Source organism: Blastococcus sp. TF02-8 (assembly GCF_003319175.1).
Taxonomy (GTDB): domain Bacteria; phylum Actinomycetota; class Actinomycetes; order Mycobacteriales; family Geodermatophilaceae; genus Blastococcus.
The window spans coordinates 14322-30421 of record NZ_QOHK01000006.1 but is presented as its reverse complement, the minus strand read 5'-3'; the positions used below and the strand labels follow the sequence as shown (position 1 = coordinate 30421).

Annotated in this window: 16 protein-coding genes and 1 tRNA gene; 10 read left to right on the top strand and 7 right to left on the bottom strand. The window is 74.1% G+C overall.

The features are described 5' to 3' along the window. Window positions 1-49: 49 nt before the first annotated feature. The 4 genes from DQ237_RS13060 to DQ237_RS13045 form a co-directional block, all read right to left on the bottom strand. Window positions 50-514: a DUF2231 domain-containing protein gene (locus tag DQ237_RS13060; RefSeq protein WP_113800585.1), complete on the bottom strand. Its 465-nt coding sequence runs from the start codon at window positions 512-514 to the stop codon at window positions 50-52. A gap of 97 nt (window positions 515-611) precedes the next feature. Further along, the gene (locus DQ237_RS13055; RefSeq protein WP_113800584.1) at window positions 612-1817 is read right to left on the bottom strand and encodes a M20 family metallopeptidase; all 1206 of its coding nucleotides are present in this window, start codon (window positions 1815-1817) and stop codon (window positions 612-614) included. A 109-nt stretch (window positions 1818-1926) separates the two neighbouring features. Continuing rightward, window positions 1927-2472: a pirin family protein gene (locus DQ237_RS13050; RefSeq protein WP_113800583.1), complete on the bottom strand. Its 546-nt coding sequence runs from the start codon at window positions 2470-2472 to the stop codon at window positions 1927-1929. Further along, entirely contained in the window at window positions 2469-3167 is a 699-nt protein-coding gene (locus tag DQ237_RS13045) for a phosphatase PAP2 family protein (protein ID WP_240619609.1), read from the bottom strand. The genes DQ237_RS13050 and DQ237_RS13045 overlap by 4 nt, the downstream gene beginning before the upstream one ends. Before the next feature lie 45 nt (window positions 3168-3212). Between DQ237_RS13045 and DQ237_RS13040 the strand changes: the two genes are divergently transcribed. The 6 genes from DQ237_RS13040 (at window position 3213) to DQ237_RS13015 (ending at window position 9828) form a co-directional block, all read left to right on the top strand. After that, window positions 3213-4391: a CdaR family transcriptional regulator gene (locus DQ237_RS13040; RefSeq protein ID WP_113800582.1), complete on the top strand. Its 1179-nt coding sequence runs from the start codon at window positions 3213-3215 to the stop codon at window positions 4389-4391. 138 nt (window positions 4392-4529) lie between these two features. After that, window positions 4530-5732: an acyltransferase domain-containing protein gene (locus tag DQ237_RS13035; protein WP_113800581.1), complete on the top strand. Its 1203-nt coding sequence runs from the start codon at window positions 4530-4532 to the stop codon at window positions 5730-5732. Beyond that, window positions 5729-6697, top strand: coding sequence for a beta-ketoacyl-ACP synthase III (locus DQ237_RS13030; protein ID WP_205730206.1), 969 nt, complete (start codon window positions 5729-5731; stop codon window positions 6695-6697). Before DQ237_RS13035 ends, DQ237_RS13030 begins: the two co-directional genes overlap by 4 nt. Before the next feature lie 89 nt (window positions 6698-6786). Further along, window positions 6787-7029: an acyl carrier protein gene (locus DQ237_RS13025; protein WP_104523012.1), complete on the top strand. Its 243-nt coding sequence runs from the start codon at window positions 6787-6789 to the stop codon at window positions 7027-7029. A gap of 107 nt (window positions 7030-7136) precedes the next feature. Continuing rightward, a complete protein-coding gene (locus DQ237_RS13020) occupies window positions 7137-8375 on the top strand; it encodes a beta-ketoacyl synthase (RefSeq protein WP_113800580.1) in 1239 nt (412 codons plus the stop codon). Between the two features lie 40 nt (window positions 8376-8415). Next, window positions 8416-9828, top strand: a complete 1413-nt coding sequence (locus DQ237_RS13015) for an acyl-CoA carboxylase subunit beta (RefSeq protein WP_113800579.1) — start codon at window positions 8416-8418, stop codon at window positions 9826-9828. A 247-nt stretch (window positions 9829-10075) separates the two neighbouring features. Here the strand turns inward: DQ237_RS13015 and DQ237_RS13010 are convergent, their stop codons facing one another. Then, the gene (locus DQ237_RS13010; RefSeq protein WP_113800578.1) at window positions 10076-10576 is read right to left on the bottom strand and encodes a DUF3145 domain-containing protein; all 501 of its coding nucleotides are present in this window, start codon (window positions 10574-10576) and stop codon (window positions 10076-10078) included. Window positions 10577-11014: 438 nt separating this feature from the next. Beyond that, window positions 11015-12079 (bottom strand): diguanylate cyclase, encoded by a 1065-nt coding sequence (locus tag DQ237_RS13005; RefSeq protein WP_147251810.1) that lies wholly within the window; start codon window positions 12077-12079, stop codon window positions 11015-11017. 273 nt (window positions 12080-12352) lie between these two features. Here DQ237_RS13005 and DQ237_RS13000 point away from each other — a divergent pair, with 273 nt between their 5' ends. After that, complete coding sequence (locus tag DQ237_RS13000) at window positions 12353-13195, top strand: maleylpyruvate isomerase family mycothiol-dependent enzyme (protein ID WP_240619608.1); 843 nt, start codon at window positions 12353-12355, stop codon at window positions 13193-13195. Between the two features lie 8 nt (window positions 13196-13203). Here the strand turns inward: DQ237_RS13000 and DQ237_RS12995 are convergent, their stop codons facing one another. Then, window positions 13204-13878, bottom strand: a complete 675-nt coding sequence (locus DQ237_RS12995; protein ID WP_166509607.1) for a TVP38/TMEM64 family protein — start codon at window positions 13876-13878, stop codon at window positions 13204-13206. Window positions 13879-13953: 75 nt separating this feature from the next. Here DQ237_RS12995 and DQ237_RS12990 point away from each other — a divergent pair. The 3 genes from DQ237_RS12990 to DQ237_RS12980 all read left to right on the top strand — a co-directional run bounded on the left by DQ237_RS12990 (window position 13954) and on the right by DQ237_RS12980 (window position 15660). After that, a tRNA-Ile gene (locus tag DQ237_RS12990) sits at window positions 13954-14030 on the top strand. A gap of 99 nt (window positions 14031-14129) precedes the next feature. After that, the gene (locus tag DQ237_RS12985; protein ID WP_240619607.1) at window positions 14130-15026 is read left to right on the top strand and encodes a tyrosine-type recombinase/integrase; all 897 of its coding nucleotides are present in this window, start codon (window positions 14130-14132) and stop codon (window positions 15024-15026) included. 379 nt (window positions 15027-15405) lie between these two features. Beyond that, entirely contained in the window at window positions 15406-15660 is a 255-nt protein-coding gene (locus tag DQ237_RS12980; RefSeq protein ID WP_113800574.1) for a hypothetical protein, read from the top strand. Window positions 15661-16100: the final 440 nt, after the last annotated feature.

Here is a 16100-nt window from a genome sequence, read left to right as displayed (position 1 = left end):
CCGGACGGCCCGCTCCCCTCGGGGAGCGGGCCGTTCCGCTGCTCGAGGGTCAGCTCGTGCCGACGACGTCGCTCCAGGTCGCCTCGGCACCGGCGTGCCCGATCCGCACGACCTGCTGCACCGTCCCCGCGGCGGCCGCGACGGCGAGGACGCCGACGACGACGGGCAGCCAGCGCGGGCGCGCGCCCCGGTCCGGGCGGCCGAGGAACCACACCGCGACGGCGACGACGAACAGGGCCACCGTCCAGGGCAGCAGACCGTCGGCGAGCTGGGCGTGGCGTTCCACCAGGGGGCTGCGCCCGACGAGGCGCTCCAGGGACTCCCCGCTCTCCGTCGACAGCGGGGTGAGGACCAACGCGGCGGCCGCCGCCAGCGGGGTGACCACGCCGAGACGACGGCGCGCCCCGGGCCACAGGGCGTGCAGCGCGACCAGCAGGGCCGCGAGCGGGATCAGCACGACCGAGGCGTGGACGAGCAGCGCGTGGGTCGGCAGACCGAAGACGGTTTCGGGCATCGGGACCTCCGTGCGACGCGGGGACGGTGCACCGTAGTGGGGCAGCCGGTGCTCGACGTCCGCTGTACCGGGCCTGGCAGTGGGCTGCGGGAAGAGCTCAGCCCGCGAGCGCCTGCAGGGCCATCTGCGCGTAGAGGGCGACGCCGGCCGGTAGCGGCTCCTCGTCGAACACGACCAGGTTCGAGTGGTTCGCCGGCGCCGTGGCGGGGTCCAGCCCCGGCGGGCAGGCACCCAGCCACGCCATGACCCCGGGGACCTCCTGGAGAACGTAGGAGAAGTCCTCCGCCCCCATGAGCGGGGCCGGCATGACGACGCTCGCCTCACGACCGAACAGCGCCGCGGCGGTCTCCAGCACCTGGGCGGCGGCCGCCGGGTCGTTCATCGTCACCGGGTACCCCTCGAAGTGCTCCCAGTGCAGCTCCATCTCGTGCGCGGCCGCGACGTGCGTGGCCACCCGGTGCACCGAGGCGACCATGTCCGCCCGCCGCTCCGCGGACAGGGTGCGGATCGTGCCCTCGAGCACCGCGGTGTCGGGGATGACGTTGTTGGTCGAGCCCGCCTCGATGTGGGCCACGGTGACCACGGCGGGGTCGAAGACGTCGACCCGCCGGGTGACCATCGCCTGCAGGGCCAGCACGATCTCGGCGGCGACCGGGATCGGGTCGGCCGCCTTGTGCGGCTCGGAGGCGTGCCCGCCGCGCCCGTGCAGGGTCATCCGCCACTGGTCCGCCGCGGCCATCACCGGCCCGGGCCGCAGGTTGACCGTGCCGCTGGGCATCGTCGAGGAGACGTGCAGCGCGAACGCGCCGCTGACCGGGGCCTCGGGGACGACGTCGAGCAGCCCCTCCTCCAGCATGTACCGGGCGCCGTGGAACCCCTCCTCGCCCGGCTGGGCCATGAACACGACCTGGCCGGCGATCTCGTCGCGCAGCCCGGAGAGCAGCCGGGCGGCGCCGACCAGCATGGCGACGTGCGTGTCGTGCCCGCAGGCGTGCATCGCGCCGGGGATCTCCGAGGCGAAGGGCAGCCCGCTGTCCTCGTGCACCGGCAGCGCGTCCATGTCACCGCGGAGCAGGTAGGTGGGCCCGGGCCGCGCGCCCCGCAGCACGCCCACCACCGAGCTCGTCGTCGTCCCGGTGGTCACCTCGAGCGGCAGCTCGGCGAAGGCCTCGAGGACCGTGGCCTGGGTGCGGGGCAGCTGCAGCCCGATCTCGGGGTGGCGGTGCAGCCGACGGCGCAGCTCGATGGTGCGGTCGGCGTCGGAGTAGGCGGCGGCGAGCAGGTCCCCGGCACTGGTCGGCATGCGTCCACTCTCGCCCACGCCCACGTGATCATGAAGTTCGGGAGGCGGCGCGCCGTCGAGCAGCGGGGTGTCGCTTCCCGAACTTCATGATCACGGGAGGGAGGGAGGGTCAGTCGGCCCAGGCGGGGCGGCCGGCGTCGACCTGCCAGACGACGACGGTGGCCGGCTCCGCCACGCGCACCGGCCCGGCGTCCTGCCGCGTCACTCCACCGGGCGTGCCGACCAGCACCAGGCCCGGGGGCACCGGCAGCTCCTCCCCCGGCCTCGCCCGCCCCGTCCAGAGCCGGGCATCGGGACGGCGCAGGTCCACCCATCCCGCGGCAGCCCGGTGCACCTCGTGCGCGGTCGGCGCGGCCGCGTCGGCGCTGCGCAGGTAGCACTGCAGGACGTGCGCGCCCTCGGGGCCGGCCACCTCGTCGTGGGTCAGCCCCCGCCCGGCGCGCAGGACCGCGACGTCCCCGGCGGCGACCACCGCGCCCGCGCCCCAGCGGTGCGTCACCTCCCCCGCCAGGACGACGGCGACGACGTCGACCGCCCGGTGCTCGTGCGTGCCGTAGCCGGCACGGGGCGGCAACCGGTCGTCGGCGACGCGGAGCAGCGGCCCGAGCGAGCCGTCGTCGGGGGCCAGCACGATGCGCTGGTCGAGCGGGCTCATCGCGGCGGCAGGGCGGCGCGGCCGCCCGGCAGCGCGTCCAGGAGCAGGGCCACCAGCAGGCACCAGGAGAGCCCCAGGGCCCAGCCGCCGAGGACGTCGGACAAGTAGTGCACGCCCAGCCACAGCCGGGTCAGGCCGACCAGCACCACCAGCGCCGCACCCACCCCGACCCACGCGCGCCGGGCAGCGACCGTCAGCCACGGCCAGGCGAGCACCACGGCGACGGTGACCAGCGCGGCGATGCCCGACGAGTGCCCGCTCGGGAAGCTGAGCGACTCGTACCGCGCGCCGCCACCCTCGAACGCCGGCCGGACCCGCCCGAAGAAGTCCTTGAGAGCGGTGGTGACCGGCCCGATCAGCCCGGCGGAGAGCACCACCCAGACGACGGTCCGCCAGGCCCGGCGGCCGGCCAGCCAGACGACGACGGGCAGGAGGACGACGAGGCGGACGACGGACAGCCCCGGCGCGGTGAGCGCCTCGAGCAGCCAGTCCAGCGCCCGCGCCCGGTCGTCCCCGGCGTAGAGCGCCTCGCTGACGGCGGCGTCCACCCGCAGCTGCGGCCCGAAGTCGCTCCGCACGCCCGCGCCCAGCAGCCCCACGACGGCGAACCCGACGAGCGTCGCCACGACCAGCCCGGTCGGGACCGCGGCACGCGCCCGGGTGACACGGGGGGCGCCGACCGGGGGAACGCTCACCGGTCCACTCTGCCCCACCACGGCGGGGCGTGACACGCTGGCCGGGTGAGCCGGGTGAGCAACCGCGCCCCGTCGGAGGCCACCCTCCGGCGGCTGGAGCGCGCGTCCGGCTCGCTGGCCACCCAGGCCGTCGCGCGCATGGACGAGGAGCTGACCTGGTTCCGGGCGATGCCGGCCGACCAGCGCTCCTGGGTCACCCTCGTCGCGCAGGCCGGGATCGCCTCACTGGTCGAGTGGTGCCGCACCCCCGGCCGTCCGCCGCGCCTCACCGGCGAGGTGTTCGGTGCCGCACCCCGCGAGCTGGCCCGGACGGTGGCGCTGAAGCAGACCGTCGACCTGGTCAAGGTCACCGTCGAGGTGGTCGAGGAGCGGGTGGCCGCGGTGGCCGAGCCCGGCGACGAGGACGCCCTGCGTCTGGCGGTCCTGCTGTTCAGCCGCGAGGTCGCCTTCGCCACCGCGCACGTCTACGCCAGCTTCGCGGAGAACCGCGGGGCGTGGGACGCCCGCCTGGAGGCGCTCGCCGTCGACGCGCTGGTGCGCGGCGAGCGCACCGACGAGCTCTCCGGTCGCGCTGCCGCGCTCGGGTGGGCGGCGACGACGCCGGCGATCGTGCTGGTCGGGGCGGCACCCCCCGGGGTGGAGGACCCGCACGCGGCGGTGCGGCGGGCGGCGCGCTCGGTGCGCTGCGACGTCCTGGTCGGGGTGCACGCCGAGCAGCTGGTGGTGGTCCTGGGCGGCGACTCCGACCTGGAGCTCGCCGCCGAGCGGGTCAGCGACGAGTTCGGCGACGGCCCGGTGGTGACCGGACCGGTGGTCGACGGGCTGAGCCGGGCCGGCGTCTCCGCCGCCGCGGCGCTGGCCGGCCTGCGGGCGGCCCGCGCCTGGCCCGAGGCGCCGCGGCCCGTCTCGGCCGACGCGCTGCTCGCCGAACGCGCGCTGGACGGCGACCCGCTGGCCCGCGCGGCGCTGCAGGAGCGGGTGGCCGCGCCGCTGCGAGCGGCCGGTGGTGGCGTCCTCGAGACCGTGCGCGCCGTGCTGGCCAGCGGCGGCAACCTGGAGGCCAGCGCTCGCGCGATCTTCGTGCACCCCAACACCGTGCGGTACCGGCTGAAGCGGGCCGCGGAGCTCACCGGCGTCTCGGCGACCGACCCGCGCGGCAGCTGGACGCTGCAGGTCTCGCTGGCGCTCGCGGCGCTCGACGACAACCGCTCGCTCTGGCACTGACAGTTCACATCCCACGACGAAATCGCTCGGCGCAGCGCGGATCGCGTGCATGTGTTGGAGGGTTCCCACAAAGATCACCGGTGTCCTTTCGTACCGCAGACCACCGCGCCGGATCTCGATCACTGGCACGGTGAAGAGGTGCTCGCCGTCCTCGCCCCGGGTCAGGGTGCGCAGAAGCCCGGGATGCTGACCGACTGGCTCGACCTCCCCGGCGCGGAGCCGTTCTTCCGCTGGGCCGGGGCCATAGCCGGCGCCGACCTCCTCGCGCTCGGCACCACCGGCGACGCCGAGGCGATCAAGGACACCGCGGTCACCCAGCCGCTCGTCGTCGCGATGAGCCTGTTCGTGGCCCGCGAGCTCGGTGGTCTGCCCGGCCCGGTCGCGCACACGCCGCACGCGGGGCGCGACGTCGTCATCACCGGGCACAGCGTCGGCGAGCTCACCGCCGCCGCGCTCGCGGGGGTGTTGTCGGTCGAGGCCGCCATCGCGCTGACCGCCGTCCGCGGCCGGGCCATGGCGGCGGCCTGCGCGCAGACGCCGACGGGCATGTCCGCCGTGCTGGGCGGCGACCCCGACGAGCTGCAGGCGGCGCTGGACCGGCACGGGCTGTCCGCCGCCAACCACAACGGCGGCGGGCAGGTCGTCGTCGCCGGACCGCTCGACGGGCTGGCCGCCCTCAAGGCCGACCCCCCGGCCAAGGCGCGGGTCATGCCGCTCTCGGTCGCGGGCGCCTTCCACACCTCCTACATGGCACCGGCCCGCGAGGAGCTCGAGGGGCTCGTGGACGGTCTGCGCCCGGCCGACCCGAGCCGGCTCCTGCTCTCCAACGCCGACGGCGCCGCGGTCGCCACCGGCGCGGAGGCGGTGTCCCGGCTGGTCAGCCAGGTGACCAGCCCCGTCCGGTTCGACTCCTGCCTGGCCACGATGCGCGAGCTCGGCGTCACCGCGGTCATCGAGCTGCCGCCGGCCGGCGCCCTCGTCGGGCTGGCCAAGCGGGAGTGGAAGGGCGCCGGGATCGAGCTCCTCGCGATCAGCAGCCCGGCCGACCTCGACCGCGCCCGCGAACTCATCGACGCCGAGCGCGGTCGCGCCGAGGCCGAGCACTTCCCGGACTGGCGCATGGTCGTCGCCCCCGCCCGCGGGACGGTGAGCCCGGCGTCGATCGCCGAGGGCACGCACCTGCCCGCCGGCACCCCGCTGGGCTGCATCCGCGGCCGGCGGGAGGAGGTCAACGTCTCCGCCGGCTACGACGGGGTGCTCGCCGAGTGGCTGGTGCACGACGGCGACCTCGTCGACGCCGGCGACCCCATCGCCCGGCTCTACCCGCAGGGGGACGCGTGAGCACCATCGCACTGACCGAGGGTGCCCCGGGCGCCCGGATCCTCGGCATCGGCGGCTACCGGCCGCGCCGCCGCGTGACGAACGACGAGCTCGCCCAGGTGATGGACACCAACGACGAGTGGATCCAGAGCCGGGTCGGCATCGCCGAGCGCCGCTGGGCCGACGACGACGAGACGCTGGTCGAGATGGCCGTCGCGGCCGGCGGAAAGGCGCTCGCTGCCAGCGGGCTCTCGCCCGACCAGGTCGACCTCGTGATCCTCGCCAGCGCCAGCCTCCGCCACCCCATCCCCGGGATCGGGCCCCAGGTCGCCCACCGGCTCGGCATCCCCCGCCCCGGCGCCTTCGACCTGAACGCCGGGTGCGCGGGCTTCTGCTACGCGCTCGGTCTCGCCTCCGACGCCGTCCGCAGCGGTTCGGCGCGCAACGTCGTCATCATCGGCGTCGAGCGGCTCACCGACGTGACCGACCGGGACGACCGCGCGACGGCGGTGATCTTCGCGGACGGCGCGGGCGCGGTCGTGGTCGGACCGTCCGACGAGCCGGGCATCGGGCCGGTCGCGTGGGGCAGCGACGGCGACCAGTTCTCCGCCATCGAGATCGACGTCGAGTCGACCTTCCTCACGATGGCCGGCCAGGCGGTCTACCGGTGGGCGACGACGAAGCTCACCGAGACCCTGCAGGAGGCGATGGCGAAGGCAGGCGTCACCGCCGCGGACATCGACGTCTTCGCGCCCCACCAGGCCAACCTCCGGATCATCGAGTCGATGGCGAAGAAGCTCGGCTTCGGCGAGGGCACCGTCGTCGCCCGCGACATCGTCCAGGCGGGCAACACCTCGGCGGCCTCCATCCCGCTGGCGCTCGGCGCGCTGCTGGAGTCCGGCGAGGCGAAGTCCGGCGACCTCGCGCTGGTCCTCGGCTACGGCGCGGGCCTCACCTTCGCCGGCCAGGTGCTCCGCCTGCCGTGACACCCACAGACACCCGGGACGCTCGGTCCCGGACGACGACGCCGCCCCCACCCGGGGACGCCGTCCCATCCGAGAGAGAGGACCCCCCGTTGGCCAGCACCCAGGAGATCCAGGCCGGGCTCGGCGAGATCCTGGAGGAGGTGGCGGGCGTGACCCCCGCCGACGCCACTCCGGAGAAGTCGTTCACCGACGACCTCGACGTCGACTCGCTGTCGATGGTCGAGATCGCCACCGCCGTCGAGGACAAGTTCGGCGTCGCCATCCCCGACGACCAGCTGGCGAACATCAAGACCGTCGGCGACGCGATCAGCTTCATCGAGAGCAACCAATAAGGGACCCCCTTGCCCCCCACGCCTCGCTCCGCTCGGCGCGGGGCCCTGCAAGGGGGCCGGTTCCATCCGGTCACCACGGCCAGCAGCGTTCTCCAGGAGGAAGTTCCATGAGCAGCACCGCAGACGTCGTCGTCACCGGGCTGGGGGCCACCACCCCGCTCGGTGCCGACGTCGACTCCACCTGGCAGGCGCTGCTGGCCGGCCGGTCCGGGATCAGCCGGATCACCGACGACTGGGTCATGGACTTCCCGGCCCAGCTCGTCGCCCGCCTGGCCGCCGACCCGGCCGACCAGATCGACCGCGTGCGCGCCCGGCGGCTCGACCGCAGCCAGCAGGTGGCCGTAATCGCCGCCGAGCAGGCCTGGAAGGAGTCGGGCGCCGCCGACGCGGGCGTGGCCCCCGAGCGGATCGCCGTCGTCTTCGGCACCGGCATCGGTGGCGCCCTCACCCTCCTCGGGCAGGACGACGTCCTCGAGGAGAAGGGGCCCAAGCGGGTCTCGCCCTTCACCATCCCCATGCTCATGCCCAACGGTCCCGCCGCCGCCGTCGGCCTGGCGATCGGCGCCAAGGGCGGCGTGCACGCCCCGGTGAGCGCCTGCGCCTCGGGCGCGGAAGCGATCCGCTGGGGCCTGGACCTGCTGCGCTTCGACCGCGCCGACGTCGTGCTGGTCGGCGGCACCGAGGCGTGCGTGCACCCGCTGCCCATGGCCGGGTTCGCCGCGATGCGGGCGATGTCGACCCGCAACGACGAGCCCGAGCGCGCCTCCCGCCCGTTCGACAAGGGCCGCGACGGCTTCGTGCTCGGCGAGGGCGCCGCCGCCCTGGTCCTGGAGCGCGCCGACTCGGCCGCCGCCCGCGGGGCCCGGGTGCACGCCCGGCTCGCCGGGGCCGGGGCCACCGCCGACGGCTACGACCTGGTCGCCCCGCACCCCGAGGGCGAGGGTGCCGGCCGGGCCATCGGCGCCGCGCTGCGCGACGCCGGGCTCTCGGCCACCGACGTCGGCCACGTGAACGCGCACGCCACCTCCACCCCGGTCGGCGACACCGCGGAGGCCTCCGCCATCCGCAACGCCCTCGGCGAGCACGTGCTGGTGAGCGCGACCAAGAGCCAGACCGGCCACCTGCTCGGCGCGGCCGGGGCCCTGGAGTCCGTCTTCACGATCCTGGCCCTGCGCGAGCAGATCGTGCCGGCCACGGCCAACCTCGACGACCCCGACGACGACGCCGCCGTGCAGGCGCTCGACATCGTGCGCGGCGAGCCGCGCAAGGCCGAGCTGCGCGCCGCGGTCAACGACTCCTTCGGCTTCGGCGGTCACAACATCGCGCTGGTCTTCACCACCGCCTGAACGCCGTCCCTCCCCCCGTCCCGCTCCCCGAGGAGACGCCGTGACCGCTGCACCGGCCGCACCCGCCCTGACCGCCCCCGACCCGCGGGACCCCGAGGACCGTCTCCAGCGGTTCCTCGACCCCGGTTCGCTGCAGCTGCTGGCCTCGCGGGACACCTCCGGGGTGCTGGCGGCGCGCGGCACCGTCAGCGGCAGCCCGGTGATCGCCTTCTGCACCGACGCCACCGTGATGGGCGGCGCGATGGGCGTCGACGGCTGCCGGCACATCGTCGACGCGATCGACACCGCCCTGCGGGAGCGGGTGCCGGTGATCGGCATCTGGCACTCGGGTGGGGCGCGGCTGGCCGAGGGCGTCACCGCGCTGCACGCCGTCGGCGAGGTGTTCGCCGCGATGGTCCGGTCCTCCGGGCGGATCCCGCAGATCTCGGTCGTGCTGGGAGCCGCCGCGGGCGGCGCCGCGTACGGCCCGGCGCTCACCGACCTGGTGATCATGGGCCCGGCCGGCCGGGTGTTCGTGACCGGGCCCGACGTCGTCCGCTCGGTCACCGGCGAGGTCGTCGACCAGGAGCAGCTCGGCGGCCCCGACACCCACGGTCGGCGCTCCGGCGTCGTGCACGTGGTCACCGACTCCGAGCCCGCCGCCCTCGAGACCGCGCGGCTCGCGGTCGAGCTGCTGGCCGCCCAGGGCACCTTCTCCCCCGCGGCCGACGCGGCCGACGTCGACCTGCGCGCCCTGCTGCCGGAGCAGACCAACCGCGCCTACGACGTCAAGCCGCTGGTCTCCGCGATCCTCGACGAGCCGGGGCTGGAGCTGCACCCGCGGTTCGCGCCGAACATCGTCACCACCCTCGGCCGGCTGGCCGGGCGCACGGTGGGCGTGGTCGCCAACAACCCGCTGCGGCTCGGTGGCTGCCTGGACTCGGCGTCGGCGGAGAAGGCCGCCCGGTTCGTGCGGATGTGCGACGCGTTCGGGGTGCCGCTGGTCGTGCTGGTCGACGTCCCGGGCTACCTGCCGGGCGTCGGCCAGGAGTGGGACGGCGTGGTGCGCCGCGGGGCGAAGCTGCTGCACGCCTTCGCCGAGGCGGTGGTCCCGCGGGTGACCCTGGTGACCCGGAAGTCCTACGGCGGCGCGTACATCGCGATGAACGCCCGCTCGCTGGGGGCGACCAAGGTGTTCGCCTGGCCGGGCGCGGAGGTCGCGGTGATGGGGGCGAAGGCGGCCGTCGGCATCCTGCACCGCAAGAAGCTGGCCGCCGCTCCTCCCGGCGAGCGCGAGGCGCTGCACGCGCAGCTGGCCGAGGAGCACGAGCGGATCGCCGGCGGGGTGAACCGGGCGCTGCAGATCGGTGTCGTCGACGAGGTCGTGGAGCCGGTGCAGACCCGGCGCCGGCTCATCCAGGCGCTGGCGGAGGCCCCGCTGGGCCGCGGCGCGCACGGCAACATCCCCCTGTGAGCTCCGGAACGATCAGGTGACCTGATCGTTCTGGGTCCTCCCTCATGGTCGACCGCGAGGGAAGACCCCGAACGGTGAGGGAGGAGGGCGTGCGGCGCGCCGAGCAGGGCCCACGACGTGGAAGGGCCGTCCCGGCGCCGCTTCCCCGACGGCGCCCGGACGGCCCGCTCCAGGCTACGACGACTTCACGGGCGAGCCGGGAGTGTCGTGCCCTGATCGTGACCTGCGAGTTCAGCAGGCCCGACGACTAGACGACCTGGTGCAGCCAGGTGACGGGGCTGCCGTCGCCGGCGTGCCGGTAGACCTCGAGGTCGGCATCCCAGGCAGCGCCGAGCAGCTCGTCCACGCCGTGGCGGAACGCCTCGATGGATCCGGCCGTCGCCGCGAGGTGGCGCAGCTGCTGCTCGGAGACGACGAGGTCACCGTTGGCGCTGGTGGGCGCGCGGAACACGCCCTTGCCGGGCACGTACGACATGCGCTCGCCGTCGTTGCCGTGGCTGGCTTCCTCGGTCACCTCGAAGCGCAGCATCGGCCACGCGCGCAGCGCAGCAACCAGCTTGGCGCCGGTACCGGGCGAACCCGTCCACGCCACTTCAGCACGGTAAGAACCGTGCGCCGCAGGCTGCTCAGCCCACGACAGGGAGACCGGCGTGCCGACGACGCGCTCGAGCGCCCACTCGACATGCTGGCAGAGCGCCTTCGGGCACGCGTGCACGAAGACGACACCCTGGGTTGACCGTCGCTGCACGGGGCACCTCCATCGACTCGATCGGTCTCGTCTTCCCCTACGGACCCATCGATTCGGTGACTGGCTGTGTTCGGCAGTGGCGGAGCAGGGCTCCCACGACCAGTCTGCACGATGGTCACCCCATCGCGCCAGCCCGGGGTGCAACTCATGGGACGAAAGTGATCGGTGATCTTCGCCGTGACCTCTTGGTGCTGGTCAACGGCCGATACCACGTCGTATCGGGAGACGTCCAGCCCTTCGGTGCGGATCCACCGCCCCTCCAGCGTGGTGCCGGAGCCAGGAACGCCGTCGGCCGGGGGCGACCCGCCCGCGAGCATGACGGATATCACTCTCCGTCACAGGACGTCTCCGCCGTCGGGAGCTACTGCGGGCTTCCGACCTGCGGAACTACAAGAGTTGACGGTCACCCAGCGTGCCGCGGAGGGCACAGCCAGTGGATCAGGCGTCGACGGCGCGCACCCGGTCGCCGCCGCCGGTCTTGGCCTGGTACATGGCGACGTCGGCACGGTGCATGAGGTCCTCGATGTCGTCCCCGGGCGCGATCTCGGCGACCCCGACGCTCGCGGTGACCCCGTGGCGCGCACCGGCAGTGGCGACCGCCTCGCGGAGGCGCTCGGCGAGCTGCGCGGCGGAGAACCCGGCCGTGACGTCGGCCAGGACGCCGAACTCGTCACCGCCGAGGCGGGCCACGGTGTCGGTCTCCCGCACCGCGCCGCCCAGCGCGACACCGACCGCGGTCAGCAACGCATCGCCGGCCCCGTGGCCCTCGGCGTCGTTGACCTGCTTGAACCGGTCCAGGTCCACCAGCAGGACGACGGCGGCGTGGCCCCAGGCCGCGGCCTCGACGGCGCCGGAGACGCGGTCCATGAAGAGTCGACGGTTCGGGATCCCGGTGAGCGGGTCGGTGGAGGCGAGCAGCTCCTGCGTGCGGATCAGCACCATCTGGCGGTCGTAGGCGGCCCACGAGTTGGCCGAGGCCATCGCGCTGATGGTCGTGAAGATCGCCAGGCTCGCGAGGAAGAACGCGCCGGAGGTGCTCAGGTCCGGCAGCTCGACGAAGACGAGGTAGCCACCGGTCATGAGCCCGCCCATGGCCACGACGCCCTGCGGCGAGTAGGCCACGGCGGTGTAGGTCAGGGTCAGGAACAGCAGCGCGTCCACCGGGCTGCTCGCACCGCCGTCGAGGCGGGTGGCCACGATGACCACGACGGCGGTGAGCAACGTCCAGGCGTAGAAGAGGACCGGCCCGCGCCAGTCGTACATCATCACGCGCAGCGGCAGCATCAGGATCGTCGGGACGAAGACCACGACGAGCGCGGCGAGCGTGAGCAGGGCGGCGTCGGCACGCCCGGGGACGTCGGAGAGCAACGCGTAGCCGCCGACGGCGAGGGCGGAGACCTCGCTGACGAGGACACCGATGCGCACGTGGCGAACCCAGTACGCGGCACGGTCGTCGTCCGTCGCCAGGGTGCGGAAGAGCCCGCGCCGGGCACCGCGCACCATCGCCCGGACGCGGCTCTCGGCCGGCGCATCGGACGGTGTCGCACCGCTGGCTCGGCGGTCTCGGACGGGGCGCTCGCTCACGGGAGTGCGATCGGCCCCTCGCGCTCGCTCCTTGACCGGGCACCTCCCCCGCCGGGGTGAGACCGGGTTTCCCACGGGCCCGTGGTGTGCGATCCCGCGACCGCATGCCTGCCTCGCCTGCGCCCGGGGTAGGGCCCTGACGTGGGACGACACCAGGGAATGGCGGACGCGGGACGGAACGAGATCTCCCGGATGGTGCTGAGCGCCTGGGACGGGTTCATCGCCCAGGCGGAGACGCTCGACCTCACCCGCAGCTCGCGGCTGCCCGGTTGGCGCGCGCACGAGATCTGCGTGCACCTCGGCTGCTGGGAGGACCACCAGGCGCTGCGCGACCTCATCGCCTCGGCGCGTTCCGGCGGCCCGGGTACCCCACCGGACCCGGATGCGGTGAACGCCCGGGTCACGGCCGCCCACCGCGACGCCTCGCGCGAGGAGGTCCTCCAGGCGCTGCACCGGAACCGGGAGGCGACGGCCCGCTACCTGGCCGAGGAGCCGGCCGAGCTCGACACCGCCCCCGCGGTCTCCGTCGTCGGACGGATCCCGCTGCTGAGCGTCGTCCTCGGCCAGGCGTACGAGCTCGCGGTGCACTGGCTGGACCTCGAGTCCTGCGGCGCCGAGCCGCCACCGGCCGACGTGCTGCAGTCGGGGCTGGGGGCGCTCGCCGACGTCACCGGGGCCCTCGCGGCGGACACCGGCATCACCGGACGGGTCACCCTCGCCACCCCGGACGGCGGCTGGGGCTTCGCTGCGGACGGCGAGGGGTGGCAGGTCCGGCGGGTGGCGGCCGGACGGATCGACGGCCCCGCGGTCGAGGGCTCCGCGGACCTGCTCCTCGAGGCGGCCTCGGGCCGGGTCAACCCGGTGCCGGCCGTCGCCCGGCGGAAGCTCAAGGTGCACGACGTCGGTGGTCTGCTGCAGCTCGCGCCCATCGTGCAGAAGGTGCCCGGCATCCCCGGTGGCCCCATCCTCCAGCTGGCCGCCCGCACGATGGGCGGCGCCGGCGGCGTGCTGGGCCGGTTCTTCGGGCGGGGCTGACCGGGTCTTCAGCCCGGGTCGGGCACACCCGCTCCGGCCCGGCGGCGTCGGAACCACCAGATCACGCCGGCCACGAGGACGAGTCCGACGACGATCGCCGGCACCACGGTGAGGGTCGTGAGGTGCTCGACCACGAACCCGGTCGAGGCCCCGACGCCCACCTGCACCACCGTGCTGGGAACCAGCCCGACCGCGGTGGCGGCGGCGTACGGGGCGAGGCGAACGCCGCTGAGCCCTGCCCCGTAGCTGACGACGACGTGCGGCATCACCGGGATCATCCGCACGGCGAGCACCGAGGTGAAGCCGCGCTCGGTGAAGAGCTGGTCGACGCGGTGCAGCCGCGGCCCGGCCAGGCGCTCGACGACGGACCGGCCGAGCGCGCGGCTCAGTCCGAAGGCAACCAGCCCGGCGAGCAACCCACCGAGCACCGAGACGACCACCCCTGCGGTGAAGCCGAGGACGACGCCGGACAGGACGGCGAGCACCGAGCGCGGCACCGGGGCGAGCAGGACGAGCCCCAGCCCGAGGACCAGCAGGACCCACCCGAGGGCGCCGTGGCCCTCCACCCAGGCCCGCAGCTGATCGGGATCGGGGAGGTCGAGGACGAGCGCGGCGACGACGCCGGCCAGCAGCAGGACGCCGAGGACGGCAGCCCGCAGCCACATCCCCCCGACCCTGCGCACGGGTCCATCCTGCGGCATCGCCTCCGGCAGGCGGCGAATCGGTTGGGGGTCGCCGTCTGGCAGGCTGTCCGGCACGGGGCGGTAGCTCAGCCGGTCAGAGCATGGGACTCATAATCCCTGGGTCGTGGGTTCGAGCCCCACCCGCCCCACCACCAGGCAATACGTGGGTATTAGATCCCGCACAGCGCTCCAAGAGGCGGGGATTCGGCTACGCTGTGGGCATGTCCTCAGCCCCGTCTCCACGTGTCGCGGTGGCCGTCGATGACCTGGCGGTGCTGCTGCCCGACTGGCGCACCCACCTGCGCGCCCGCAATGTCGCCCCGTCCACCATCGCCAGCTACCTACGCGTTGGCGAGAACTTGGTCGGCTATCTCCGGGAGGCGGGGATGCCGACCACTGCGGGCGCGATCACTCGCGACCACCTTGAGGCCTTCTTGGCCGCCCTCGTCGAGCGCGTGTCCCCCGCGACCGTCGCCAAGCACTACCGATCCATGCAGCAGCTCTTCCGCTGGCTGACTGAGGACGGCGAGATTCCACGATCACCGATGGAGCGGATGCGTCCTCCGGCCGTCCCCGAGCAGCCGGTCGACATCCTCACCGACGATGAGCTGCGGGCCCTGTTGGACGCTGCCCGCGGCAACACCTTCGAGAACCGCCGGGACACCGCGATGCTGCGCATGCTCATCGACACCGGCATGCGCGCCGGCGAGCTGGCCGGGCTCAACGTCGACGACTTGGATTCCGAGCAGAGCGTGGCCCTGGTGATGGGCAAGGGACGACGTGGCCGTGCGGTCCCGTACGGCGCCAAGACCGCCGATGCTTTGCGACGCTACCTGCGCGCCCGCGCAACACACCCCCAGGCCAGCCTTTCGGCACTGTGGCTCGGCAAGAAGGGAAGGGTGACCGACTCCGGCGTCCGGCAGATGCTCGAACGCCGCGCCGCCGAAGCCCACGTCTCCAACGTGCACCCGCACCGCTTCCGGCACACCTACGCCCACACCTGGCTGGCCAGCGGCGGACAGGAGCAGGACCTCATGCGGCTCGCCGGCTGGCGCTCGCGAGAAATGGTCGGCCGTTACGCTGCGAGCGCTGCCGACGAGCGGGCCCGCGCCGCCTTCCATCGCGCTGGCCTCGGTGACCGGCTGTAGCGAACGTTCTGCTGGGTGCCGCCGGTTGCTCCGCTGCAGCGGAGCGGCCCTGGCGGCATCCTCATATCGCTGGAGTCGGGGGCCACTACGTGGCCTGCGGTCGGCAGGGTCACGCTGGCCGGACAACGGGCGCCGTCGTCCGGAAGGCGCACATCCCCGGCAAGGACTGCTCCGGCAAGCAGCCGGCCTGTGCGGCGGCGATCTCCCCGAGTCGCGTTGTCCCCACTGGCGCGGTGAGCCAGCCGACGGACGCAGAGCCTCGGCCGGAAGGGCAGCCGATACTCGGTTACCGGACGGGGGCGCTCCGGGCGAAGATGCGGGCCGGCTGAAGGGTGCGAGACCGGGCCAACAGCCCTACAGCCAATCGAACCGTCCGCGCATGTCACTGCTGCGGCTCCTGCTGCGAATGAGCGCTCCCGCCCGGGTCTACGTCGACCAGCATTGGCTCGACCCGGAGGACGGTCAGCATCTCACCTACCGACGAGCCACCACCTACGGCCCCGGCTGTCCCGGTTGGCTAGTGGCCGTTGACGACGAATACGCCGAGCTGGCGAAGGAGTTCGTCCGACACCTCAACGGCTACGAGGCCACTCTCGCCGACGCCAAGCGACGCTGGACGCCACAGCTGAGTTGATCGTAACCAGCGGCGTACAGCGGGCATGTCCCGATGCGGGGGTCGGGAGGGACAGTCTTCTGGCTGGTGTAGATCAGCCCCTCAAGGGAGGCGTCACGAGACCTATGCCTCGCCTCCAGCCGAAAGCCTCGGACCGCCACCGCCACCGCCGCTGCGGCGCAAGCCACGAGCGTGGCTCGAGGCGAGCGCGAGACGGACGAAGTACGCCTTGCGTGCATGCTCAGCCCGACGAGCCCGCTCACGAGGATCAAGAGATCCGTCCGGGTCCACCTCCCGTTCGAACCGAGACAAGAACGCAGCCCGCGCAGGCGCCGTATGTGCTGCGGCGTCCCGCACCGTTGCATGGAGCTGATGCGCTGCCATGCGCGCCCGCAGGGCCCGCTGGCTGACAGCCGACGGGCTTGCAAGATCGCCGCCCTTGGGTCCGGCTCGACCGGCGT